Origin of the sequence: Winslowiella toletana (assembly GCF_017875465.1) — a bacterium.
Lineage (GTDB): Bacteria > Pseudomonadota > Gammaproteobacteria > Enterobacterales > Enterobacteriaceae > Erwinia > Erwinia toletana.
On the sequence record NZ_JAGGMQ010000001.1, the window covers coordinates 219,823 to 242,568 of the forward strand.

Sequence of the window (22,746 nt, forward strand, 5' to 3'; positions counted from 1 at the left end):
GTGAAAAAGTGACAGGTAAAAAATTCAGCGCGGTGCTGACCGCCGCAGGAGCCGCCCGGCTGACGGCGGCGGCCCTGTCCGGCGTGCCGGTAGGGTTTTCACAGATGGCGGTTGGCGATGCGAACGGCGTGCTGCCGGTGCCCGACCCGCAGCAGACCGGGCTGATTAACGAGCGTTACCGCGCGCCGCTGAATCGTCTGTCGGTGGCAGACCAGGGTGCCAGCATTATCGAGGCGGAGCTGATTATGCCGCCACAGGTCGGCGGCTTCTGGCTGCGCGAGGTGGCGCTGTTCAGTGAGGATGACGTCTGTCTGGCCGTCGCCAATATGCCGGAGTCCTACAAGCCGCAGCTGGCGCAGGGAGCCGGACGCCATCAGGCGATCCGCATCTGGCTGGCGGTCAGCAGCACGGCAGACGTGCAGTTTATTGATAATCCGGCGGTGGTGCTGGCGACCATTGATGAAGTAAACCGGATTAAGAGCGAGGCGCAGGACTACACCGACGAGATTGCCGGTAACCTTGATGACGCGATGAAAAGCGCCATTGCCGACGCGGTTAAGGGTGCGCTGCGCGACGCCTGGGAAGATGATAACCCGGTCGGCGAGGTGCGGCTGTTTAAGGATAATGTCGACCCTAACGCGCGCTGGCCGTGGTCGGAATGGAAGTATCTCGGCGAAGATAAAACCATCCGGCTCGGCAAACAGGACGGCTCTGATGTGATGGCAACTGGCGGCAGCGACAGCATCCGGCTTGCCAGAAACAACCTGCCTGCCGAACAGATTAACGTGACGGGTGACACGTCCAGCCATGATTTCGGCACCCTCAATACTGAGGATGGCGGCGCGCACGATCACGAGTATGACCAGTGGGGTACAGGCGGCACGGCGTCCAGGTTCTCACTTGATGACGTCTGGTTCGGAAATAAGAAAGCCAGAACAGCGGCGGCAGCGGCCCATAAGCACGCGATGAAAATCCCGGCGCATAAACATACCGTGACGGCAAAGACTGAACAGCTTGGCGAAGGGAAAGAAATCAGCGTGGTAAACAGCTATATCAGACTGATGGCGTGGTATCGGGCGGCGTAATTTTGTCCAGAAATCTGTAGCAGACCGCTGTCATTGTATTGCAGCGGCCTGCGGTCATTCAGGTAAAAGAAAACTCAAAGGTCATACTCTGCCAGTATCTCTTCTACTTGCTTATTACCCTGATATTTCTTTTTTAACTGCTCTTGTTGCTTACGGGCAGCACCGCAATATTTATCCACTGATGCTTCAATCTCTTTTTGCCGACTTTTGGGAAGAGTGCTGTCCCACTCACCAGCGAAGTGCTGACAATCCTCGGCATTATCCTGAAAGGCTTTAACATCAGATTGTGTCGGTTCAGGCTGCGCAGCGGAGCAACTTGCGGTTAGCAGTAAAACTGCCAGGGCGGTAATCGTTTTTTTCATCTTATCTTCCATCTGACGACCAGTGCGGCTTATCCTTCGCACCGGCGTGAAATTTAATCACTCCATAACTTCGCCCTACCTGATGGAGATCTGTATTCATTCCATCTCTGGGCGATGATTTGATAATGACGGAATTATTGCTTTTGTCGATAATATTAAGATCGCCAGACCAGGAAATATTCATATCGATAGCTTTTCCTTCAGTATGGCGGCTGCGTAAAGCTGGAGCCACATGTAGCCCAGTCATGCCATATGCAGCAACCATAGCGTTAGCTGCTTGCAAACTTTTTGCATCATTTTTGTGATCCCACTCAATATTTACACCGGCCATAACTGGAACCTCTGACGGTCGCACCAATCGGCGGCTAATTTTCCAGCTCCAGTGCATCAGGTAAGCTCTTTCTGGCGGTCGCAAAGTTGCAGAAATTGTTACTTTTGCACCTGCCTGTTTTAAAGCGCTTAGAAATTGCTCAACGTATGTTCTGAATGGGTAACTTAATGTCTGCGATGACGTGCTTCCCTGAAACTGCTGCACCCAAGGCGCGCCGCTTAATTGCCTCATTATTTTCTCCTTTTATTTTTCCATGGAGACCACAGGCTAAATTAATAATTAAATATTTGGAAGATACCAGCCCAGCTTTAATTTGATTTACATTAAAGAAACCGTAGATAAATAATAAGGAATAATTATTATTTCGCGCAGTAACTTTAACGGGCCGACTATTATTTCCTTCAGGTAATTAGAGGGCTAAGAAATAAGCCTTATCGACAGAGTCATGTTCTTTTGTCCTGTCAGCGACCAGCAAACCCTGATCGCATGCACGCCCCCGCCTGAGCTGACAATCTGAGCGCACCCTCAATACGGAGTGCATCAGATGTCTGATTATCATCATGGTGTCCGCGTCGTCGAAATTAACGACGGCACGCGCACCATTTCCACCGTTTCAACCGCTATCGTCGGCATGGTCTGCACCGCGGATGATGCCGATGCGCTGACCTTCCCGCTCGATACGCCGGTGCTGCTGACTAACGTGCAGTCCGCCATCGGCAAGGCCGGTAAAATGGGCACGCTGGCGGTTTCGCTGCAGGCTATCGCTGACCAGTCAAAGCCGGTTACCGTTGTGGTGCGCGTGGCGGAAGGCAACAGCGAAGCGGAAACCACCTCCAATATCATTGGTAAAACCGACGAGAACGGACGTTACACCGGCATGAAAGCGCTGCTGAGCGCGCAAAGCGACCTCGGCGTGAAACCGCGCATTCTCGGCGTGCCGGGGCTGGACTCGCTCGAAGTGGCAACCGCGCTGGTGATCTGGCCCGATTTTATTGCCTGGAACACTACGGCGAACGCCTCCGAAACCGCTTACGCCACGGCGCGGGCGCTGGGCCTGCGCGCCAGAATTGACAACGACACCGGCTGGTATAAGACCCTGTCTAACGTTGGCGTTAACCGACTTGAGTGACAGGCCATCGCGCACGATATCCAGCACATCCATCTGATCAATCTCTACCAAGCGGCGTAGAACATAAGCAGCATCAATGTTTACATGCTCATTGCGTTGTACTTTGAGTTCAGCGATTCTGTTTTGGATAACAAGTTTTGACAGGTTCTCAGATACGGTGCGATTTGCGGTATTATCGCTGTACCCCGCTCTGATAGCCCCTTGCGTGGCATTCAACATAATGAGGTACTCGCGACAAAACATTTCTTGTTTGTTGGCGAGTGCCATTTTATAACCTTTGAAAAGGAGTATTAAATGATAATCGATAAGCCGTTGTGCAATAAAATTCTTAAAAGCCTTTTGGAAGACTACCCCTCACACATGTCCGCCTCATCCTGGGAAAAAGCGACAGAAGGCGAAACTGAATTAAAGAAAGTTGCAGCGCAGTTTAAATACCTCCAAGAAAGAGGATATATCGACACGTCGATTACTGAAGATGAAGAATCCTCAGGGAAAATAATTTTTTATGTGAATCTGCCTTTCACTATTATCACTTCTTACGGTATAGACTTTATCGAAGAAGGCGGCTTCACAGCTTCCAGTAACTGATCATTATCGGAGCCGTTCAATGAGTGGCTTCTGTAAAAATAATCTATTTTTTGTCGGTGAGTGATATATTTCACCTTACTAAAGAGAATCATATTTATGGAAAATCATGACGAGTCAATGCAGGTAAATTTCTCGCATTTTGAGTTTTTGACTATGCATACAGGACAATACTCTAATTTTTTAGCTGCCTGCCAGACTGAAGATGATATAGGTGCTGTGCTGAGGTTACATTTGCTATTGGAAAAGGATTTGGAAGTTTGGTGCGCATGCTCGTCTGAGAATGGGAAAATCTTCGCCGGGTTTGGTGAGAATCTTTCTCTAGAATTCTCAGCTAAAAACCAGCTCGCATATAATTTCGACCTAAGTGAAGATCTTTACAAAGTAATAAAGCGATTTAATAAAATTAGGAATGTTAGGGCTCATCAAGTTGACAACTTTGCAATAACCGACGCAGAGATAGACTCACTGACTTCATTAATTGGTGTTAACTATCCGTCTAACCTTTTAGCTATTTCAGATTTTGGTGTTCAGGTTAATGGTGGCGAACATCAATTGTTCACAAGTAAAGGCACTCCAAACAGGCTTAAACTTATAATGATTTATTCGATGCTCAAAATGCGCATGTGTGACGAAGCCTTGCGCAAAATCGGTAGAAGGATGTAACTATTATTAATAGCTGCTCAGTGAGCGGCTTTTGTAATAATGACTTCACACATTGTTCCCGTATGTACTGCTGAAGGCCAGCTATTTGCTTGCCTGCAATTTCAATTCGCTTTCTGAGGATGAAATAATCCCATTCAGCGGCGTCATTAAGTCGGGGGCTGGCACTGACGGGGCCATTCTTTGAACTGGTGGCGTTGATGCGCAGCCCACATTTACCAGAACTAACGCACAATTGAAGAGCATCAAGCTTAGCTTTGGCATCTGCCTGTCCTCTGGTGTATTTAGCATCCAGCGCAGCAACATCGCGCGGGCGTGTCTACATATCAGTGATGGTTTCAAGCGCCAGATTAAGGCTGTGTTCTGCAGTGCTCACCTTGTCATAGTAGTAATCGACAGCATAACCAAACAGCACCACGCAGGAACCACATCAGGCTTCGCCAGTTATTTGCTAGCCATATCATTTATCCGGCCCCAGCATGTAAGCTCTGACTCATGATCGCGCCGCTCCACCTGCCCTTTTGTCAGCCGACAATCGCGGCTACGGTCATGCATCCACCAGCGAGTCGCCTCACACGCGCCTTTTCGGTCGCCAGCATTCAGGCGCTTATAAAACGTGGACAGGAAGCACTTATCAGTGCCCGATATTATAGGGGCAGAAAGAAGCGATACCGGCCTTCTGCGGTTCGGTCAGGCGAACAAGGCTAGATGCGTAAGAAATACGGTGCGCTCGACAAGTAACATGGCGCTATGATACCCGCGCTGGTTTCAGCGAGGCGTTTAGAGTACTGCGGCCACACGGCCCCCTTTTATTCAAATGGAACGAAACACAGATTCCGGTCCGTCAGGTAATCGCACTCACCGATCAGAAACCTACGGTCTGGCAGCATACCGGCAAAGATGACAAGACATACTGAATTTTATTTCTGAAGGAGTCATGCAATGGCTAAAACTACTGCCGCCGAACGCAAAGCCTCGCAGCGCACCCGTCAAGCCGCTGCTGGTGAAAAGAAACTGGAGCTGATGCTCGATGCGTAGGAACTGGCAACGCTCGACCACGACTGCTCAGCCCGGCGGCTAGGGCACCAGCCCTACGACCGCGGCGAACTGGTGGCGCTTATGATCCGTAAGTACCTCGCCAAGCCGCTGGCGACACGCCAGGAACTTAGTAAGCGAAAGTGCGGTAAATGCAAAGACCCGCTGCCCGTTCAGTAATGCAGCTTTAAAACCGAAGAGGCGTGTTGGGTAAATTTCGGATGGCATGAGACGAAACTGGTGGTATAACTATTGTGACATGTCACAGAAAACGCCCCTTTCCAAATTGCATAATATCTTCTAACTGCGAGGACATTAATGAAAAACTACAAACAAACTCTGGAAGACTTCGAAATAGATGATTTTAAGGTTGATTTAGCCATTAAGAATGACGATCTGGCAATAAATGATTTCGGGGATTTGCTATTAACTGATACTGAAACTGATTCTCTCTACAGATTCATTCAAAAATGGAGATTTCAAGAACCAACTATAATCAGTCTTTTTAATTTATGGAAAGAGAAATATTCCGAAAGACAAAAAATTAAAATCAACAGTAAAAACTGGTCATTAAATGATCGCATTGATAATGCAGAAGCTCTAGAATCTTATCTAGAAGCTGAGGCAGCTCTGGCGGGAAATATTTTTATTTTGCTTTTCACCCTTATTTCCATCCCCAAGAAACCAACCATCACCGAAACAAAAGTAAAAATAATCGGAATTAACATTGATGAATTAATTCAATCTTCTGCAAATAACTTCAGACATTATGATGAATGGTCAAAAACAACTAATTATACTAATAAGCAGCTTAAATCCGTCAATAAATTAGCTTTAGTCCTTTCACTTGACACAACATCAAGGAAAAAAATTATAACTAGCAATGTATGTTCAGAAGTGTTAATGAAATTAAGCAACTTGCAATATGAAAATTTATTCTTATTATTAAAGGGTTTTATAATTGAATGTTGGCACGAAATAAAAAATCACACTAAAAATTAATCATAATCACTTTAAAATTACTTTTTCATTTTTAAAACCGCCCGGTAACTGAACTGCACCCTAAAAGTTGGACACCAACGAGTAGGGGCACAGTCGTTGATGGGGGATGGAGCGGAATACTGTTGAACCAACCAGAACACCAGCGCCAGAAGTTAAGAGGGAACGACTTTCGCTTGAGCAGTTCATGTCGATCTGGCTGGCTGCGGTAAATATGGGTGGGTGACTGGCGTTTTCAATGGATATAGAACTGATTGCCGGTCAGCGGCGCGAAGATATAACGCTCATGAAATTCAGCGATATTAGTGACGAAAGACTTTTCATAACGCAAAGTAAAACGGGTCACGAGCTGGCGCTGCCATTGAACCTAAGTTTGATGGTGGCATCACTTTCACTTAGTCAAATTATTGAAATGTGCCGGAGTGGTAACCCCTCAGACAATTTAATTTATTCAGCAGTTCGTCGTGGTGGAAGAATAGCCGGTGCGGTGAAACCGGATGCGCTGACGAGCGCATTTGCCGAAGCGAGGGATTTAAGGGGTATTGAATTCGCGACAAACCTTCCAACTTTCCATAATAACAGAAGCCTTGAAAGCAGGCTATATAAAATGGAAAATGATGCAGAATTCGCGCAAAGATTACTCGAACATAAAAACATAACTATGACTAAAAAAACCTGGATTCACACCACCAAGAATACGTAATGTTTTACGTCCGGATATTGAAATTTCGGACATAATTCAGACATTTTCGATAGTCATAAGTAAATCGTTAAAAATTAACAAGTTAAAAAAAGACCGAATACGATTCCTATATTCGGTCCAGGGAAATGGCTCTTGTGGAGCCGTGCGCTAAAAGTTGGCATTAATGCAGGCGATGTCGCCTTGCCCTTTAAAGCGTAGACAAAACCGATGGAATTTCCACCAGGTTGTAAATGGCTTGCAAGAAAGAAGTTAACTCTGTGATCGTGATGGCAGAAATCCGAATGCGGCCTTTCGCGTAGGAAAAGTTTCGACTAGCAGAACAGTGCGTTAACCGGCAGCGCTCATGCTGGCGCAGGCGCTGCCGGTTATTTTAAATCAATCAGTTGCAGAGTTTATCCGCGCGCTCAATATAGGGCGCCAGACTCATTTTCTGCCCCGGATTTTTCGGGTCATCAATCTGAATCACACTGATGGGTTGCCCTTTCGCCTCACCCGCTTTCACCAGTTCACTGGCTTTATCATTGAGCGGATACTGCACCAGCGTGCTGGGATTGATGGCGAACAGCGCATGATCTTTACCGCATGTCAGCATCACTTCTTCACGATCAAATGCCCACTTCTCTTTACCAATCTCAAAACGACTGACGGTAATGATTTGCGATGCAGCGAATGCGCTGCTGCTGATGCCCATAGCGAGCAATATACAGACCAGTTTTTTCATCGAGTTTCCTGCGCTCAGTGAACGCGCCCGAACAGTCAGGCGCAAAATAAATTATGCCGGGGCCAGGGTAGCGAAAATACTGACCAGCAACAGCACTACGCAGCCAACAAATAACTCCAGCTGGGTCATGCGGATAAAGATCTGCTGTGCCTGCTCTCCTGCCCGACGAAAACGCGGTACCAGCCAGTAACGATTAATCAGCGCCACCAGCACCATCAATCCCACCAGCAATATTTTTGCCAGCAACAGCTGGCTGTATAACGCAAAACTGGAAAGCGGCCAGCCAAGTATCATCAGGGAGTTGATCATACCGGTGATAATCACCAGTGCAACCGCCAGATGACCGTAACGTGAAAAACGCATCATCGCGCGGATGGCGTCGCTGCGTAACGCAATATGGCGCGCATCGGCCATCAGTACCAATAATGGCAGCAGACCCCCTACCCAGAATGCCGAAGCAATCAGATGCAAAGCGTGATTAGTGCGCTGCACAGCGCCGGGCCAGCCATCCAGCATCGCCGCATGGCCGACAAATGCCAGGCCACAAAGCTGCGCCACGCCTGCCAGCAGTAACAGCCGCTGACAAAGCTGCCCTCGCAGCGTAAATGCCAGACAGGCCAGCAGCGGCAATACCAGCTGCCAGCGCCAGGCGCGGCCAAATCCGGTATCCAGCACCGCCTGCCAGGTTTCAGCATCTGCGATATTGCGCCAGTCGCCACTCATCAGGCCGGTCTGCGCGGCAAGTAACGCCACCGCACTGGCCAGCGCAACCACACTGCTGGTGACTAATAACGGCTGTAGCCGTCGCGCCAGCTGCGCTTTATAGCGTTTGGGGGCCAGTACGGCGCTGTAAAAGGCGCTGCCCGCCAGCAACATCACGGCGGCGAAATGCAGCCAGCGGCAAATAATAAACAGTGTGCTGAGAGACATAGGTTACTTCACGCTAAAGCGGTAGTTCCCTGTGGTTTTATGACCATCAACTGACAGAACATGCCATTTAACCTCATACTTTCCACCCGGCAGCGGCTTTTCCAGCGGCACAATCAGCTGGTTTTTCTGCGCGCCATTACGCTGTGCTTTCGCTACCGGCATTGCCTGATTATCAGCACCGGCAATCTCGAGGCCACTAAATGCGGGTTCAATATCTTCCGAAAAAGTGAGCGTCAGTGCTTGCGGAGAAGCATCAACATGGGCATTCGCTGCCGGATACTGATTTTTCAGATGCGCATGCGCCAGTGCCGACGGCGAAAACGCCAGTGTCAGCAGCAGCGCAGCCGCGCTATAAACAGGGGAAAATTCAGAGTTAAACATCGTCTTGTCCTTCCGTGTTGCAGCCTCCCCGGCTGCCGATGGAGTCGAAGAATACTCTCCTGCAACCAGGCTGTCGAGGCGATAACGGCTATCCCACGGCCTCAGGGCTTGCCAATTGCGCCAGTCTGCATTACTTTTTGCCGCAAAGCGGAAGGAGAACAAAATGAGTCACAACCTGGCAATACTGTCGAAAGAAGAAAAAGATAAGATCAATGTCGATTTGGCTGCCGCAGGCGTAGCGTTTAAAGAACGTTACAATATGCCGGTGATCGCCGAAGTGATGGAGCGTGAACAGCCAGAAGCCCTGCGCGAGTGGTTTCGTCAGCGTCTGACGCATTATCGTCAGGCTTCACTCAGTCTGTCGCGCTTGCCTTATGAACCGAAACAAAAATAATGCGTTAACATCTTGAGATAAGTGCAAAATTGCGTTGATATAGCTGCTTTATTAAGTGAATTCAGGAGCTAGCATGCCACTCTGGAGTGTTGCCGCTGCGCAGTATGCTTCCCGCGCCCGCGATATTGACGCCAATATTTCCCACCACCTTCGCTGGATCGAGCACGCTGCCGCACAAGGTGTCGATCTGCTGCTGTTTCCCGAGCTGTCGCTGACCGGCTACGAGCTGGAAGCCGCGCCTGAACTCGCCATGTCTCCCAATGATCCGCGGCTGGAATTGCTGGCCAGCGCGGCACGTAATCATCATATGACAGTGATCGTTGGCCTGCCGCTGCGCATGGATCATGCTCAACATATTGCGGCCATGAGTTTTTTGCCGGATGGCACCCGCCTCAGCTATGCCAAGCGTCAGCTACATGGTAGTGAACAGGCCTTTTTTGCGCCGGGCCACGGCGGCCCGTTATTTGGCGTGCCGACGCGTAATGTGGCGCTGGCGGTCTGTGCTGATATCGCCGTTGAACAGTTCGCCCGCGAAGCTGCCGAGGGCGGCGCTGACCTCTATGCTGCCGGCGCGCTGCTTTCGGAACAGAGTTATGACAACGACTGCCAGCTTCTTGCCCGCTGGGCCACGGCTTACAACATGTCGGTGTTACTGGCCAACCATGCGACGCCAGGCGGTGGCTACCAGTGTAATGGCGGCAGCGCATTCTGGGATGCCAACGGCAAGCAGGTGATACGCGCTGGCGACGGTGAGTTGTTAATGATAGCCAGGCGCAATGCCGGGGGTTGGCAAGCCGAAGTCCATCCGTTAGGCTAGCGGCAATATTGGTCAGCAAGGTGAGTCATGTTACGCGTTATTGATACCGAAACCTGTGGTCTGCAGGGCGGCATTGTCGAAGTCGCCTCGGTGGATGTGGTTGATGGCCGGATTGTTAATCCAATGAGCGATCTGATTGCGCCGGACCGCCCTATCAGCCGTCAGGCGATGGCGATTCACCGGATTACTGAAGCGATGGTCAGCGGCAAGCCACCTGTTGAGCAGGCAATCGGTCGCTATCTGGGCAGCCGCTACTATGTGGCGCATAATGCCAGTTTTGACCGACGTATGCTGCCGGAGATGCAGGGCGACTGGATCTGTACCATGACACTCGCGCGTATCCTGTGGCCAGGACTGAAGTATGGCAACCAGGCGCTGCGCGAAACGTTGCAGCTGGATGTTACGCCCCCTGCCGGTCTGCATGCGCACCGTGCATTATATGACTGCTACGTCACTGCCGCGCTGTTAATCCGCATTATGGAGACTTCCGGCTGGGATGCGGCGCAAATGGTCGAACGCATGCAGCGTAAAAGCAGCGGCGACAGCTTTCCGTTTGGCAAATATCGTGGACAGAAAATTGCCGATGTGGCGAAACGCGATCCGGGTTATCTGCAGTGGATGCTGAAAAACATCCCGGATCTGAAAGCCGATCTGCGCAGCGCGATGCTGCGCCATCTGGCGGACTGATTAGCTGGCGCTACCAGAAGTTAAGGTCTCCTGTGCCAGCCCGATCAGAAACGCATATTCCAGCGCCACCCCTTCATAGGCTTTAAAGCGACCGGATTTACCACCGTGGCCAGCATCCATATCGGTACACAACAGTAACAGGTTGTCGTCAGTTTTCAGCTCACGCAGTTTTGCCACCCACTTAGCCGGTTCCCAGTATTGCACCTGGGAATCATGCAGGCCGGTGGTCACCAGCAGATGCGGATAATCCTGCGCGCGCACATTATCGTATGGGCTGTACTGGCTGATATAGTGGTAATAAGCCTCATCATTTGGATTGCCCCACTCGTCATATTCACCGGTAGTCAGCGGGATCGACTCATCCAGCATGGTGGTCACCACATCGACAAATGGCACCTGCGCCACCACGCCATGCCACAGCTGTGGCTCCCGGTTAAGCACCGCACCCATTAACAGTCCGCCCGCACTGCCGCCCATGGCATATAATCGCTGCGGATCGCCATGCCCTTGTGCCAGCAGTGCGTGGGTGACGTCGATGAAGTCATTAAAGGTGTTCAGTTTATTTAGCAGGCGGCCATCGTCGTACCACTGCTGACCCAGTTCGCCACCACCACGAATATGCGCGAGGGCAAAGACAAAGCCGCGGTCAAGCAGGCTGAGACGGCTGCCGCTAAAGTCGGCATCCATACTGCTGCCATAAGAGCCGTATCCATAAACCAGCAGCGGGTTTTTCCCCGGCTGATAGTGTTCGCGGTGATAGACCAGCGACACCGGCACCTCAACGCCATCGCGCGCTTTCACCCACATATGTTCGCTGCGATATTTGCTGGCATCGAAGCCCTTCACTTCCGACTGCTTCAGCACCAGCCGTTCACCGCTGTCCATATCCAGCTCAAACAGCGTGGCAGGCGTGGTCATCGAAGAGTAACCATAGCGCAGCTTGCCAGTTTCCGGGGTCGGATTGTACGCCAGCCAGGTGACATACGCCGGATCGTCAAACGCGATGCCGAAGGTTTCGCCGCTTTGCCAGTTGATCTGGCGCAGACTGGTCAGCCCGCGCTGACGCTCTTCCAGCACCAGCCAGTCACGAAACAGCTGGAAGTCCTCCAGCACAATATGATCGCGCGGCTCGACTAGTGTCTCCCAGCGCGAGACATCTTTATAGTCGGTACGATACAGGCCAAAATTTTTGCCTTCACGATTGGATCGCACATAAAAGTGGTGATTGTAGTGATCGAGGGTGTACTCGTGGTCTTTGCGGCGCGGACAGAACACCTGCGGTTCCGCCTCGGCATATTCACCATCCAGCAGCAGGATTTCACTGGTGGTGCTGCTGTTGAGCGCAATCAGAATAAAGTGCTCAGAGGTGGTTTTATGCACACTGACATAGAAGGTATCGTCCAGCTCTTCATACACCAGCTGGTCGGCGCTCTGCGGTTCGCCGATGGTGTGACGCCAGACCTGATACGGCAGCAGCGTCTTTTTATGTTTCAGCACATAGTAGAGCGTGCGTGAATCATTGGCCCAGACAAAGCTGGATGAGACATCCTCCAGCACTTCCGGATACCAGCTGCCGCTGCTGAGATTGCGAAAACGAATACCGTAGATCCGACGTGAAAGGAAATCTTCCGCCAGCGCCATAATCTGGTTATCCGGACTGATATCCAGTGCCCCCATGGTATAGAACTCACTGTGTGAAGCGCGCTGATTGGCATCGAGCAGCGTTTCCCACACTTCCGGCGTGTCGCTGTCGGCAGGCTGGCGGGTGTAGATCGGATATTCATTGCCGGTTTCATAACGCCGCTGGTAGCGAAAACCATGCTTCACATAGGGAACAGAGTGGTCCTGTTGCGGGATACGTCCCACCATCTCCTGCAACAACCGCTCCTGCAGCGCCTGTTGTGATGCCATCACCTGCTTGCCGTAGTCGTTTTCAGCATGCAGATAATCCAGCACCGCCGGATCTTCGCGCTCATCGTCGCGCAACCAGTAGTAGTCATCCTGACGGCTTTCACCGTGGAGGGTCATGATATGGGGAATTTTTTTAGCTTTTGGCGGAATCATAGAACGTTAACACCATTAAGACAGATTATCTTAAGGGTGGCAGCTAACTCGATGATTGCCAAGTGCTAAACCGCAAGAAAATAGTGGGAAGGATCGTACCAGGCCAGCTTGCGCCGGCCCGGTTAATTATGCGGTGAGCTTTTTTTTCTCTTCACGAATATCATTTTCAATACCGTCACGCACATCCTGGGGGATTTTCAGCGCGTCGCCCAGCGCCTGCAAGTAGCTGCGCTCCATAAAGTGGTCGACATCAATTACCGCATTGCTCAGGAAGTAGAGTTCCAGCGCTTCTTCTTCATTTTTAATATCACGGGCCAGCAGCTGGGGATCCAGCGGCTGATCGATCGCCTGCTGAATCAGCTTTTCACCCTGCGCGCCAAGACCGAGCTGGTGGACATTCTGTTCAATCGACTTACGCTCTTCACCGTCAATATGGCCGTCGCTTTTAGCGGCAAACACCAGCGCAGTCAGTAAGCGTGCGGCACGGGCATCCACCGGGCTTTCACTCTGGCCGAACTGCGGCTCATTGCTGTGTGTTTCGCTGACGCGCTGCTTGTACTTATTCCACAGCACGGTGCCTGCTACCGCCCCACCACCGATAATCAGGGCATTTTTACCGAATTTGGTCAGCAGACTGCGCGATGACTTATTGGCAATCAGTAATCCCGCCAGACCGCCGAGCGCACCTGGCGCCAGCATCTTGCTCAGGCCTTCGCTCCCTCCCTTGCCTGCGCTGCTTTTACTATTGCCTAAAACGGATTGAATTTGCTGTAGCCAGTTGCTCATCTCTTTTCCTTCAAAAAATGCGATGAGTTTCAGAGTAGAGGAACGGGCGTCAAGAAGCGTAAGGAGAAGAAAAGACGGGAAAACATTGTCTTCCCATCGGGCAGCATCAGGCCGCTTTTACCGCGCGCATCGGTTTGCTTTTACCCTGCTCGCTGTCGGCAACGCTTTCATCTGCGACTGCGCTGTCATCGCCAACCGTGGCATTATCAGCAGTCACTTCCGGCATTTTGCTGGTGCGCAGGATATGCTGCACCGCATCCTTGTTTTCAGCAAGATACATGCCCAGCGCTTCGAGCTGATGCTCTTCCAGCCCGGTATTACTGGTTACCAGCCAGTCGGAGAAGACTTCCGCCATATCAAGCATCTTGTCATATGCATCCGCTTCTTTTTTGCTGGCAAACGTCATCTTTTCCTCACCTTTTCTGACAACGACATATTTTACTTCAACAGCCATAATTTTTGCCTCAGCTACCTGTGTTTATATCCAGTATATCAGCCGATTTTTTTGTAAGCAAGCGGGCAAAGCAGATGCCTGCGCAATCGTTTTCGTTTATACTGCGCGCGAATTTTTCATCTCTATCAGGTAGGAAATATGTCGACTCTTGGAACCGCGCTGCGCCCTGCGGCAACTCGCGTGATGCTTTTAGGTTCAGGTGAACTGGGTAAAGAAGTGGCGATTGAGTGTCAGCGCTTAGGCGTTGAAGTGATTGCCGTCGATCGCTATGCCGATGCACCGGCTATGCACGTCGCTCATCGCAGCCATGTGATTAACATGCTGGATGGCGAAGCGCTGAAGGCGCTGGTTGCGCAAGAGCGTCCTGACTATATCGTGCCGGAAATCGAAGCGATTGCCACTGATATGCTGATCGAGCTGGAAAAACAGGGCCAGCGCGTGGTGCCGACCGCCCGTGCTGCGCGTCTGACCATGAACCGCGAAGGCATCCGTCGTCTGGCGGCGGAAGAGCTGGCGCTGCCAACCTCCAGCTACCGTTTTGCCGACAGTAAAGAGGCTTTTCTGCAAGCCGCCGGGGAGATTGGTTTCCCGTGCATCGTGAAACCGGTGATGAGTTCATCCGGTAAAGGTCAGAGCTTTATTCGCACAGCCTCACAGCTGGATCACGCCTGGGATTACGCGCAACAAGGCGGACGAGCCGGTGCGGGTCGGGTGATTGTTGAAGGCGTGGTTAACTTTGATTTCGAAATTACCCTGCTGACCATCAGCGCCGCAGATGGCATTCACTTCTGCGCGCCAATTGGCCATCGTCAGGAAGATGGCGACTATCGCGAATCCTGGCAGCCACAGCAGATGAGCGATCTGGCGCTGCAACGTGCCGAAGAGATCGCGCGTAAAGTGGTGAGTGCGCTCGGCGGTCACGGCCTGTTCGGCGTTGAGCTGTTTGTCTGTGGTGATGAGGTGGTGTTCAGTGAAGTGTCACCTCGTCCGCACGATACCGGCATGGTGACACTGATCTCACAGGACCTGTCTGAGTTTGCCCTGCATGTGCGCGCCTTCCTCGGTCTGCCAGTGGGTGGCATCCGCCAGTACGGTCCGGCGGCTTCGGCGGTGATCCTGCCTGAGCTGGACAGCGATAACGTGCAGTTTAGCGGTGTGCCTGCGGCACTGGGCGCGGGTCTGCAACTGCGCCTGTTCGGTAAGCCGGAGATCCGTGGTCAGCGCCGTTTAGGTGTGGCGCTGGCGACCGGCGACAGCATTGATGACGCCGTAGCACGCGCTGTCGCCTGTGCTGCCAGCGTGAAAGTTAGCGGCTAAAAAAAGGGGAGCCGGTAACGGCTCCCCTGCAATATTTCAGAGATTAATGATTAACGCGCGCCAGCCACCGCTTCACGCGCCAGTTCGGTAATCCGCGCATAATCGCCCGCTTCCAGCGCATCTGCTGGCACCAGCCACGAACCGCCAATGCACAGCACGCTTTTCAGCGCCAGATAATCACGATAATTGCTCAGTGAAATGCCGCCGGTTGGGCAGAAACGCACCTGCGGGAAAGGTCCGCCAATCGCCTGCAGGGCTTTTACGCCGCCGTTGGCTTCCGCCGGGAAGAATTTAAATTCACGCAGACCGTACTGCATGCCGAGCATCAGTTCGGACACCGTACTGATCCCCGGAATCAATGGAATCTGCCCTTCAACCGCCGCCTTCAGCAGCGATTCGGTCAGCCCCGGGCTGATGACAAATTCTGCTCCGGCTTCGGTCACTTCCGCCAGCTGCTGGGTATTCAGCACCGTACCGGCGCCAACAATTGCTTCCGGCACTTCCCTGATAATCGCGCGCAGTGCATCCATCGCCACGGGTGTACGCAGGGTCACTTCCAGCACACGCACACCGCCAGCAACCAGCGCCTTTGCCATCGGAACCGCATGCTCCAGTTTATTGACCACAATCACCGGCACCACAGGCCCGGTTGTCAAAATCTGTTCAGCACTCGTTTTCCAGTTCTTCATTACTGTCTGTCTCCCGATCGGGCCGCTCAGCATTACGGTGGCTGCAGCTGGCAAAAGTGACGCGCATCCGGCGCCAGGAAAGTTATCGCGCATCTACCATACATGATTTCTCTGCACAGCGTCCATGCGCTAACGCAATTTTTAAAACTGCGGTTCATTTTACGCTATGGCCGATGAGTGCCATAAAAAAACCCGCTTACGCGGGTTTAGTCTGAGGTTATCAATTACTCGAACTCGTTCCAGGAACGGCCATCGCGGGTAATCATCGCCACGGAAGCCACCGGGCCCCAGGTGCCAGCCTGATAAGGCTTCGGCGCTTCGTTATCCGCAGCCCAGGCATCCATAATCGAGTCGACCCATTTCCATGCCTCTTCAACTTCATCACGGCGCACAAACAGCGCCTGAATGCCGCGCATGGTTTCCAGCAACAGACGCTCGTAAGCATCGGCCAGGTGCGACTGGTTAAAGGTTTCGGAGTAGCTCAGATCCAGCTTGGTCGTCTGCAGATTGTGTTTATGATCAAGGCCTGGCACTTTATTCAGAATCTGAATATCCACACCTTCGTCTGGCTGCAGGCGGATGGTCAGTTTGTTCTGTGGCAGCTCCTGCCAGGACTCTTTAAACAGGTTCAGCGCCGGGTTCTTAAAGTACACCACCACTTCCGAACATTTGGTTGGCAGACGTTTACCGGTACGCAGGTAGAACGGCACACCAGCCCAACGCCAGTCATCGATATCCACACGGATTGAGACAAAGGATTCGGTATTACTGGATTTGTTGGCGCCCTCTTCTTCCAGATAGCCCGGCACTTTTTTACCCTGCACAAAACCGGCGGTGTACTGACCACGTACGGTTTTATCGCGCACATTGCTGTGATCGATACGGCGCAGCGAACGCAGCACTTTGACTTTTTCATCACGAATGCGGTCGGCTGAGAGATCGGCCGGTGGCGACATGGCAATCATAGTCAGAATCTGCAACAGATGGTTCTGAATCATATCGCGCATCTGACCGGCCTGATCGAAGTAACCCCAACGGCCTTCGATACCCACCTCTTCCGCCACGGTGATCTGCACGTGGTCGATGGTGCGGTTGTCCCAGTTAGAGGCGAACAGTGAGTTGGCGAAACGCAGCGCCAGCAGGTTCAGCACCGTCTCTTTACCCAGGTAGTGGTCAATACGGAACACCTGGCACTCTTCGAAGTACTCGCCCACCTGATCATTGATTTCACGTGAGGTGGCAAGTGAGGTGCCCAGCGGTTTTTCCATCACCACGCGCGCCGGCATGGCGTTCAGTTTAGCCTGACCAAGACCTTTGCAGATCGCGCCGAAGGTGCTTGGCGGCATAGCGAAGTAGTTGATGGTAACGCGATTTTTCTGATCCAGCATCTTGCCCAGTTTCGGGAAGTGGGAGGAATCATTGACATCAAGGTTACAGAAATCGAGGCGGCTGCTCAGTTTGTCCCAAAGCGCTTCGTCGATTTTCTCTTTCATGAAGGTTTCCAGCGCTTCACGAATCACCTTGGTGTAGGCAGCTTTATCCCAGTCAGCGCGTCCGACCCCGATAATGCGCGAGTCTTCATGAATCTGTCCGGCTTTTTCCAGCTGGTACAGGGAAGGCAACAGTTTCCGGCGTGCAAGATCGCCTTTGGCACCGAAAATAACCAGATCGCACGCCTGGGCTGTTTGTGTTACCGCCATTTTAATCTCCTCGTTGCAGGATGAATCTGACCTGCGGGTTCCGTAATCAGTCAGATTCTTATTGTAATTTTCTTTCAATACAATGTACTTCTTTTGGCTATTGCGCGTAAACCGGCGCAGTGTCCGCCAGGGCAATGTATTTACCGCTATTCAATTTAACGGCTGTTATAATCAACAAGTACGTCAGTTTGTGCGTAATTTTTCGACTTTTTTGTTACTGTTTTACAGTAATGAAAATCAGACCCAGCTCAAACTCTGGCAAAAAATGTCTGTTTCGCCCGCGATGGCTCTGCCCGCCGTCTGCTACGGCATTGTATATTCTCTACAAATCGACATCGATTTCTCCTTTGAATGAAATCGTCAGAATTGATGAGTGGTCATCAGCCTATGAATATGCTGGAAAAAATTCACACTTTCCTCGAACAACTTAGCAAATCTGAGCGCAAAGTCGCCGATGTGATCCTTGCTGCGCCACAAACCGCGATTCACTCCAGCATTGCCCTGCTGGCACGCGCCGCAGAGGTAAGCGAACCCACGGTTAATCGTTTCTGCCATCGCATGGAAACCAAAGGCTTTCCTGATTTTAAACTACAACTGGCGCAAAGTCTGGCCACCGGCACTCCGTATGTCAGTCGTCATGTCGCCGAAGATGACAGCGCCGAAGCCTATACGGCAAAGATTTTCGAATCGGCGATGGCCGGTCTCGATCAGGTGCGCCAGCATCTGGATATCAGCGCCATTAACCGCGCTGTCGATATGCTGACCCAGGCGAAAAAGATCGCCTTTTTCGGTTTAGGCGCCTCGGCTGCGGTGGCACACGATGCGATGAATAAATTTTTCCGCTTCAATGTTCCCGTCATCTATTCCGATGATATTGTGATGCAGCGCATGAGCTGCATGAACAGCGCAGAAGGTGACGTAATGGTGCTGATTTCTCACACCGGCCGCACCAAAAATTTAGTCGAACTGGCGCAGCTTGCACGGGAAAATGATGCCACGGTGCTGGCGATTACCTCGCCGCACTCGCCGCTGGCGCTGGAAGCCACGCTGGCGCTGACGCTGGATGTTCCGGAAGATACCGATATTTATATGCCAATGGTGTCGCGTCTGGCGCAGTTGGCGCTGATTGATGTGCTGGCCACCGGTTTTACCTTACGCCGCGGGCCAAAATTCAGAGATAACCTGAAGCGCGTCAAAGAAGGTTTGAAAGAATCGCGTTTAGATAAGGACGCGACGATAACTCTCTTTCCGCGATAGCCTGCGGTTACTCGCCATGTAATTAGATCGCATGCAACGGCGATTTGTTATATAAATGTTATATAAAATATAGCTATTGCAGTCAGGCATGCAGCACAGCAGCATCAGGGCAGAAACCGCTGTAGCCAGTGCTCCCAGGGGCATAAAGAATTCACTGTGATTGCAATGGCAACACCACGTTAAAGTCAACGGAGTCCTACATGTCAAGACGTCTCAGAAGAACCAAGATTGTAACTACTTTGGGTCCGGCAACCGATCGCGATAATAACCTTGAAAAAATCATCGCTGCTGGCGCTAACGTTGTTCGTCTTAACTTCTCACACGGTACGCCGGAAGATCATCAGCTGCGCGCCGATAAAGTTCGTGATATTGCCGCTAAACTGGGTCGTCATGTGGCGATCCTTGGCGATCTGCAGGGTCCAAAAATCCGTGTATCGACCTTTAAAGAGGGCAAAGTGTTCCTCAACCAGGGCGATCGCTTTCTGCTTGATGCCAATCTGAGTAAAGGTGAAGGCGATAAAGAGAAAGTCGGCATCGACTATAAAGGTCTGCCGGAAGACGTGGTGCCGGGCGACGTACTGTTGCTGGATGATGGCCGTGTTCAGCTGAAAGTGCTGGAAGTCCAGGGCATGAAAGTGTTTACCGAAGTCACTGTTGGCGGACCGCTTTCCAATAATAAAGGTATTAACAAGCTCGGCGGCGGTCTTTCCGCTGAAGCGCTTACCGAAAAAGATAAAGCCGATATCCTGACCGCGGCGAAAATCGGCGTTGATTATCTGGCGGTCTCTTTCCCACGTTGTGGTGAAGATCTGCATTATGCCCGTCGCCTGGCGCGTGAAGCCGGTTGCGATGCGATGATTGTCTCCAAAGTGGAGCGTGCGGAAGCGGTTGCCTCGCAGGAAGCGATGGATGATATTATCCTCGCCTCCGATGTGGTGATGGTGGCACGTGGTGACCTCGGTGTCGAAATCGGCGATCCGGAACTGGTCGGTATCCAGAAAGCCCTGATTCGTCGCGCGCGCCAGCTAAACCGCTCGGTGATCACCGCGACTCAGATGATGGAATCGATGATCACGAATCCGATGCCAACGCGTGCGGAAGTGATGGACGTGGCGAACGCGGTGCTCGACGGCACCGATGCGGTAATGCTGTCGGCAGAAACTGCAGCCGGTCAGTATCCGGCGGAAACTGTGTCAGCGATGGCGAAAGTGTGTCTGGGCGCAGAAAAGATCCCCAGCATCAACGTTTCCAAACACCGTCTTGAGGTGCAGTTCGACAATATCGAAGAAGCGATTGCCATGTCGGCGATGTATGCCGCCAACCATCTGCAGGGCGTTAGCGCAATTATCACCATGACCGAATCCGGTCGTACCGCGCTGATGACTTCACGTATCACTTCCGGCCTGCCGATTTTCGCCATGTCGCGTCATCAGCGTACGCTGAATCTGACCGCGCTCTATCGTGGCGTTACCCCGGTTTACTTCGACAGCAACAACGAAGGGGTTGTCGCCGCTAACGATGCAATTAATCTGTTGCGCGACAAAGGCTTCCTGGTGTCAGGTGATTTGGTTATCGTTACCCAGGGCGATGTGATGAGCACCGTCGGCACCACCAATACCAGTCGCGTACTGCGCGTCGAATAATTCCCGTCTGTTTCAATTCCGGGCTGCGCCTGACGGCGTGGCCAGGAATTTCGTCTGCCCTTCCCCGCTGCCTGACAAAAAACCTGATTAACCAGATAATCACTCTGCCTATCCCTGCGACTTAATGTGATCCAGATCACACTTCTAACATCAATTATACTTATATTTATCCTGTAAGAATAAACTTATTGAATGCTAATGATTACTATTTATAATCTCATTAACATCAATAATCGCAACATGCATGTTACAAGTTGTGATTTAACACCATTAAATGAGGGTTTATTGCCTGTTTCAGCTAACTATCTCAGTTATCACGATATTTACTGAATGACAGGCATCGACAGATAAACGTTAACCACGCTTAACATATCTCCACATATTTTGCAGGGTCACGGCTGTCATTTGCTTATGGCGGCGGGGTTTCTTACGTCCAAAAAAAGGTACAGAGTATGGTCTTTGGTTCGCAAACGGCACGCGCTGCCACACAGATTCAACCACAGCCCGGGGAAGCAGCAGCTGAATTGCTGTTTAACGCTGCCCAGCTCGACGCTTATTCACAACAAACACTGACGGCGCTGGAGTTAATCAGCAACACCATCCAGCAGGTCGAAAAACCTTTTAGCGGTATTCTCCCGCATGAACTGGCTCCGGCCTTTAATGCCGTCGATCTTAACGTGCCGCTGCTGGATAATCAGGCGGCGCTGGATGAACTGTCACAGCTCTATTTGCGTGATGCGGTTTACTTCCACCACCCGAAATATATCGCCCATCTTAACTGTCCGGTGGTGCTGCCATCTCTGCTCGCCGAGCAGATTATGAGCGCGGTTAACAGTTCGGTCGATACCTGGGATCAGAGCGCCGGCGGCACCCTGATTGAGCAGAAGGTGATTGACTGGACGCTGAGCCGTATCGGCCTGCCCGTCAGCGCCGACGGCATTTTTACCAGCGGCGGCACCCAGTCCAATCTGATGGCGATGTTGCTGGCGCGTGACAGCTGGTGCGCCAGCCATCGTCCGGGTCACCTGATTAAGCAGAAAGGATTGCCGCCGGAAGCCAGTAAATGGCGTATTTTCACCTCGAAACTCAGCCACTTCAGTATTCAGAAATCGACAGCGATCCTTGGACTCGGGTATGACGCGGTGATCGCTATCGATCACGATGAGCATTACCGTATGGATGCTGCGCAGCTGGAGCAGGAGATCCAGCGCTGTCAGCAGGAGGGGTTGATTCCGATTGCGGTGGTCGCCACCAGCGGCACCACCGACTTTGGCAGTATTGATCCGCTGGCCTCAGTGGCCGCCATTTGCCAGCACTATGGGCTGTGGATGCATGTCGATGCCGCCTATGGTTGCGGCCTGCTGGTTTCGCCGCAGCATCGTCAGCGCCTGCAAGGCATTGAACAGGCGGATTCCGTTACCGTCGACTATCACAAATCATTCTTCCAGACCGTCAGTTGCGGCGCGTTCTTTGTGCGTGACCGCCAGCATCTCAGCCATGTCACGGTGCATGCGGATTACCTTAATCCGCTGAGCGCGCAGCAGGAAGGCACGCCAAATCTGGTGAGCAAAAGTATTCAGACCACCCGCCGTTTTGACGCGCTGAAGATGTGGATGACGCTGCGCATTATGGGTCCGGAAGCGCTGGGCAATGCCTTTGACAGCCTGCTGGCGCTGACGCGACACGCTCATCAGCTGCTGGCGGCCCATCCGGCGATTGAAGTATTGCATCAGCCAGAACTGACCACCCAGATTTTCCGCTATATCCCGCGCCCCGGCATGAGTGACGCTGCTGTCGATGAAGTCAATGCGCAGATCCGCAAATCGCTGTTCCGCTCAGGCAATGCGGTGATTGCCGGCACCAAAGTGGATGGCCGTCAGTATCTGAAATTCACCCTGCTAAACCCGGCGGCGACCAGCGCCGATCTGGAAGACATTATCGCCCTGATCGTCCATTACGGCCGTGAACTGGCGCGAAGTCAGAATGTCAACGCCGCTAACCAGTGAGAGCATAA

General features: G+C 51.9%; 23 protein-coding genes and 5 pseudogenes. 15 read left to right on the forward strand and 13 right to left on the reverse strand.

The features are described 5' to 3' along the window. Positions 1-8 precede the first annotated feature (8 nt). Complete coding sequence (locus J2125_RS01055; RefSeq protein WP_017802850.1) at positions 9-1,085, forward strand: phage tail protein; 1,077 nt, start codon at positions 9-11, stop codon at positions 1,083-1,085. 74 nt (positions 1,086-1,159) lie between these two features. On the opposite strand, the gene J2125_RS01060 is transcribed toward J2125_RS01055, so the two are convergent. Beyond that, positions 1,160-1,447: a hypothetical protein gene (locus J2125_RS01060; RefSeq protein WP_241764035.1), complete on the reverse strand. Its 288-nt coding sequence runs from the start codon at positions 1,445-1,447 to the stop codon at positions 1,160-1,162. Between the two features lies 1 nt (position 1,448). Next, positions 1,449-2,009, reverse strand: a complete 561-nt coding sequence (locus tag J2125_RS01065; RefSeq protein ID WP_017802852.1) for a hypothetical protein — start codon at positions 2,007-2,009, stop codon at positions 1,449-1,451. A 313-nt stretch (positions 2,010-2,322) separates the two neighbouring features. On the opposite strand from J2125_RS01065, the pseudogene J2125_RS24880 reads away from it, so the two are divergent. Next, positions 2,323-2,895: pseudogene (locus tag J2125_RS24880) on the forward strand (phage tail sheath protein); the annotation flags it as partial. Here J2125_RS24880 and J2125_RS24885 read toward each other — a convergent pair. Next, positions 2,890-3,174 (reverse strand): annotated as a pseudogene (locus tag J2125_RS24885) (terminase small subunit); the annotation flags it as partial. The pseudogenes J2125_RS24880 and J2125_RS24885 overlap by 6 nt on opposite strands. Before the next feature lie 27 nt (positions 3,175-3,201). Between J2125_RS24885 and J2125_RS01080 the strand changes: the two are divergent. Both J2125_RS01080 and J2125_RS01085 read left to right on the forward strand, forming a co-directional pair. Then, on the forward strand, positions 3,202-3,495 hold the full coding sequence (locus J2125_RS01080) for a hypothetical protein (protein ID WP_017802854.1): 294 nt from the start codon (positions 3,202-3,204) through the stop codon (positions 3,493-3,495). A 96-nt stretch (positions 3,496-3,591) separates the two neighbouring features. Then, entirely contained in the window at positions 3,592-4,158 is a 567-nt protein-coding gene (locus tag J2125_RS01085) for a hypothetical protein (protein WP_017802855.1), read from the forward strand. Here J2125_RS01085 and J2125_RS01090 read toward each other — a convergent pair. Both J2125_RS01090 and J2125_RS01095 read right to left on the reverse strand, forming a co-directional pair. Continuing rightward, positions 4,106-4,450 carry a lysis protein gene (locus J2125_RS01090; RefSeq protein ID WP_241764038.1) on the reverse strand — a complete coding sequence of 115 codons (345 nt, stop codon included), beginning with the start codon at positions 4,448-4,450 and terminating at the stop codon, positions 4,106-4,108. The genes J2125_RS01085 and J2125_RS01090 overlap by 53 nt on opposite strands. A 149-nt stretch (positions 4,451-4,599) precedes the next feature. Then, positions 4,600-4,855 (reverse strand): annotated as a pseudogene (locus tag J2125_RS01095) (glycoside hydrolase family protein); the annotation flags it as partial. Positions 4,856-4,863: 8 nt separating this feature from the next. On the opposite strand from J2125_RS01095, the pseudogene J2125_RS24890 reads away from it, so the two are divergent. From J2125_RS24890 to J2125_RS01110, 4 genes and pseudogenes are all read left to right on the forward strand, one after another. Next, positions 4,864-5,072: pseudogene (locus J2125_RS24890) on the forward strand (SAM-dependent methyltransferase); the annotation flags it as partial. A 25-nt stretch (positions 5,073-5,097) separates the two neighbouring features. Next, positions 5,098-5,439: pseudogene (locus tag J2125_RS01100) on the forward strand (hypothetical protein). A gap of 69 nt (positions 5,440-5,508) precedes the next feature. Next, positions 5,509-6,192 carry a hypothetical protein gene (locus J2125_RS01105; protein WP_017802856.1) on the forward strand — a complete coding sequence of 228 codons (684 nt, stop codon included), beginning with the start codon at positions 5,509-5,511 and terminating at the stop codon, positions 6,190-6,192. Positions 6,193-6,427: 235 nt separating this feature from the next. Next, positions 6,428-6,892, forward strand: coding sequence for a tyrosine-type recombinase/integrase (locus J2125_RS01110; RefSeq protein WP_017802857.1), 465 nt, complete (start codon positions 6,428-6,430; stop codon positions 6,890-6,892). A 379-nt stretch (positions 6,893-7,271) separates the two neighbouring features. Here J2125_RS01110 and J2125_RS01115 read toward each other — a convergent pair whose 3' ends face one another. Genes J2125_RS01115 through yobA form a run of 3 tightly spaced genes read right to left on the reverse strand, consistent with a single transcriptional unit; the run spans position 7,272 to position 8,924 of the window. Continuing rightward, positions 7,272-7,613: a YebY family protein gene (locus tag J2125_RS01115; protein WP_017802858.1), complete on the reverse strand. Its 342-nt coding sequence runs from the start codon at positions 7,611-7,613 to the stop codon at positions 7,272-7,274. A gap of 51 nt (positions 7,614-7,664) precedes the next feature. After that, positions 7,665-8,543: a copper homeostasis membrane protein CopD gene (gene copD, locus J2125_RS01120; protein WP_017802859.1), complete on the reverse strand. Its 879-nt coding sequence runs from the start codon at positions 8,541-8,543 to the stop codon at positions 7,665-7,667. Between the two features lie 3 nt (positions 8,544-8,546). Beyond that, positions 8,547-8,924: a CopC domain-containing protein YobA gene (gene yobA / locus J2125_RS01125; RefSeq protein WP_017802860.1), complete on the reverse strand. Its 378-nt coding sequence runs from the start codon at positions 8,922-8,924 to the stop codon at positions 8,547-8,549. A 163-nt stretch (positions 8,925-9,087) separates the two neighbouring features. Here yobA and J2125_RS01130 point away from each other — a divergent pair, with 163 nt between their 5' ends. From J2125_RS01130 to exoX, 3 genes are all read left to right on the forward strand, one after another. After that, positions 9,088-9,318: a DNA polymerase III subunit theta gene (locus J2125_RS01130; protein ID WP_017802861.1), complete on the forward strand. Its 231-nt coding sequence runs from the start codon at positions 9,088-9,090 to the stop codon at positions 9,316-9,318. A 73-nt stretch (positions 9,319-9,391) separates the two neighbouring features. Further along, positions 9,392-10,135: a carbon-nitrogen hydrolase family protein gene (locus J2125_RS01135; RefSeq protein WP_017802862.1), complete on the forward strand. Its 744-nt coding sequence runs from the start codon at positions 9,392-9,394 to the stop codon at positions 10,133-10,135. A gap of 27 nt (positions 10,136-10,162) precedes the next feature. Continuing rightward, complete coding sequence (gene exoX / locus J2125_RS01140) at positions 10,163-10,822, forward strand: exodeoxyribonuclease X (protein WP_017802863.1); 660 nt, start codon at positions 10,163-10,165, stop codon at positions 10,820-10,822. Here the strand turns inward: exoX and J2125_RS01145 are convergent, their stop codons facing one another. From J2125_RS01145 to J2125_RS01155, 3 genes are all read right to left on the reverse strand, one after another. Further along, positions 10,823-12,886 carry a prolyl oligopeptidase family serine peptidase gene (locus tag J2125_RS01145; RefSeq protein WP_209499432.1) on the reverse strand — a complete coding sequence of 688 codons (2,064 nt, stop codon included), beginning with the start codon at positions 12,884-12,886 and terminating at the stop codon, positions 10,823-10,825. 126 nt (positions 12,887-13,012) lie between these two features. Then, positions 13,013-13,672: a tellurite resistance TerB family protein gene (locus tag J2125_RS01150; protein WP_017802865.1), complete on the reverse strand. Its 660-nt coding sequence runs from the start codon at positions 13,670-13,672 to the stop codon at positions 13,013-13,015. A 106-nt stretch (positions 13,673-13,778) separates the two neighbouring features. Beyond that, positions 13,779-14,126 (reverse strand): YebG family protein, encoded by a 348-nt coding sequence (locus J2125_RS01155; RefSeq protein ID WP_017802866.1) that lies wholly within the window; start codon positions 14,124-14,126, stop codon positions 13,779-13,781. Between the two features lie 138 nt (positions 14,127-14,264). Between J2125_RS01155 and purT the strand changes: the two genes are divergently transcribed. Beyond that, the gene (gene purT, locus J2125_RS01160) at positions 14,265-15,443 is read left to right on the forward strand and encodes a formate-dependent phosphoribosylglycinamide formyltransferase (protein WP_017802867.1); all 1,179 of its coding nucleotides are present in this window, start codon (positions 14,265-14,267) and stop codon (positions 15,441-15,443) included. Between the two features lie 50 nt (positions 15,444-15,493). Here the strand turns inward: purT and J2125_RS01165 are convergent, their stop codons facing one another. Further along, positions 15,494-16,132, reverse strand: coding sequence for a bifunctional 4-hydroxy-2-oxoglutarate aldolase/2-dehydro-3-deoxy-phosphogluconate aldolase (locus J2125_RS01165; protein ID WP_026111943.1), 639 nt, complete (start codon positions 16,130-16,132; stop codon positions 15,494-15,496). A gap of 224 nt (positions 16,133-16,356) precedes the next feature. Then, complete coding sequence (gene zwf / locus J2125_RS01170; RefSeq protein ID WP_017802869.1) at positions 16,357-17,832, reverse strand: glucose-6-phosphate dehydrogenase; 1,476 nt, start codon at positions 17,830-17,832, stop codon at positions 16,357-16,359. Positions 17,833-18,219: 387 nt separating this feature from the next. On the opposite strand from zwf, the gene J2125_RS01175 reads away from it, so the two are divergent. From J2125_RS01175 to J2125_RS01185, 3 genes are all read left to right on the forward strand, one after another. Beyond that, a complete protein-coding gene (locus tag J2125_RS01175; protein WP_026111944.1) occupies positions 18,220-19,089 on the forward strand; it encodes a MurR/RpiR family transcriptional regulator in 870 nt (289 codons plus the stop codon). 200 nt (positions 19,090-19,289) lie between these two features. Further along, positions 19,290-20,732, forward strand: coding sequence for a pyruvate kinase (gene pyk / locus J2125_RS01180; protein ID WP_026111945.1), 1,443 nt, complete (start codon positions 19,290-19,292; stop codon positions 20,730-20,732). Between the two features lie 452 nt (positions 20,733-21,184). Continuing rightward, a complete protein-coding gene (locus J2125_RS01185) occupies positions 21,185-22,738 on the forward strand; it encodes a pyridoxal phosphate-dependent decarboxylase family protein (protein ID WP_017802873.1) in 1,554 nt (517 codons plus the stop codon). Positions 22,739-22,746: the final 8 nt, after the last annotated feature.

Excerpts from the sequence above, each read along its gene's own strand:
- J2125_RS01060 (WP_241764035.1), bottom strand. The coding sequence starts at position 1,447 with ATGAAAAAAACGATTACCGCCCTGGCAGTTTTACTGCTAACCGCAAGT.
- J2125_RS01135 (WP_017802862.1), top strand. The coding sequence starts at position 9,392 with ATGCCACTCTGGAGTGTTGCCGCTGCGCAGTATGCTTCCCGCGCCCGC.
- J2125_RS01155 (WP_017802866.1), bottom strand. The coding sequence starts at position 14,126 with ATGGCTGTTGAAGTAAAATATGTCGTTGTCAGAAAAGGTGAGGAAAAG.
- pyk (WP_026111945.1), top strand. The coding sequence starts at position 19,290 with ATGTCAAGACGTCTCAGAAGAACCAAGATTGTAACTACTTTGGGTCCG.
- J2125_RS01080 (WP_017802854.1), top strand. The coding sequence starts at position 3,202 with ATGATAATCGATAAGCCGTTGTGCAATAAAATTCTTAAAAGCCTTTTG.
- J2125_RS01105 (WP_017802856.1), top strand. The coding sequence starts at position 5,509 with ATGAAAAACTACAAACAAACTCTGGAAGACTTCGAAATAGATGATTTT.
- exoX (WP_017802863.1), top strand. The coding sequence starts at position 10,163 with ATGTTACGCGTTATTGATACCGAAACCTGTGGTCTGCAGGGCGGCATT.
- J2125_RS01115 (WP_017802858.1), bottom strand. The coding sequence starts at position 7,613 with ATGAAAAAACTGGTCTGTATATTGCTCGCTATGGGCATCAGCAGCAGC.
- J2125_RS01130 (WP_017802861.1), top strand. The coding sequence starts at position 9,088 with ATGAGTCACAACCTGGCAATACTGTCGAAAGAAGAAAAAGATAAGATC.
- J2125_RS01185 (WP_017802873.1), top strand. The coding sequence starts at position 21,185 with ATGGTCTTTGGTTCGCAAACGGCACGCGCTGCCACACAGATTCAACCA.
- yobA (WP_017802860.1), bottom strand. The coding sequence starts at position 8,924 with ATGTTTAACTCTGAATTTTCCCCTGTTTATAGCGCGGCTGCGCTGCTG.
- J2125_RS01175 (WP_026111944.1), top strand. The coding sequence starts at position 18,220 with ATGAATATGCTGGAAAAAATTCACACTTTCCTCGAACAACTTAGCAAA.
- J2125_RS01085 (WP_017802855.1), top strand. The coding sequence starts at position 3,592 with ATGGAAAATCATGACGAGTCAATGCAGGTAAATTTCTCGCATTTTGAG.
- purT (WP_017802867.1), top strand. The coding sequence starts at position 14,265 with ATGTCGACTCTTGGAACCGCGCTGCGCCCTGCGGCAACTCGCGTGATG.
- J2125_RS01150 (WP_017802865.1), bottom strand. The coding sequence starts at position 13,672 with ATGAGCAACTGGCTACAGCAAATTCAATCCGTTTTAGGCAATAGTAAA.
- J2125_RS01145 (WP_209499432.1), bottom strand. The coding sequence starts at position 12,886 with ATGATTCCGCCAAAAGCTAAAAAAATTCCCCATATCATGACCCTCCAC.
- J2125_RS01165 (WP_026111943.1), bottom strand. The coding sequence starts at position 16,132 with ATGAAGAACTGGAAAACGAGTGCTGAACAGATTTTGACAACCGGGCCT.
- copD (WP_017802859.1), bottom strand. The coding sequence starts at position 8,543 with ATGTCTCTCAGCACACTGTTTATTATTTGCCGCTGGCTGCATTTCGCC.
- zwf (WP_017802869.1), bottom strand. The coding sequence starts at position 17,832 with ATGGCGGTAACACAAACAGCCCAGGCGTGCGATCTGGTTATTTTCGGT.
- J2125_RS01110 (WP_017802857.1), top strand. The coding sequence starts at position 6,428 with ATGGATATAGAACTGATTGCCGGTCAGCGGCGCGAAGATATAACGCTC.
- J2125_RS01065 (WP_017802852.1), bottom strand. The coding sequence starts at position 2,009 with ATGAGGCAATTAAGCGGCGCGCCTTGGGTGCAGCAGTTTCAGGGAAGC.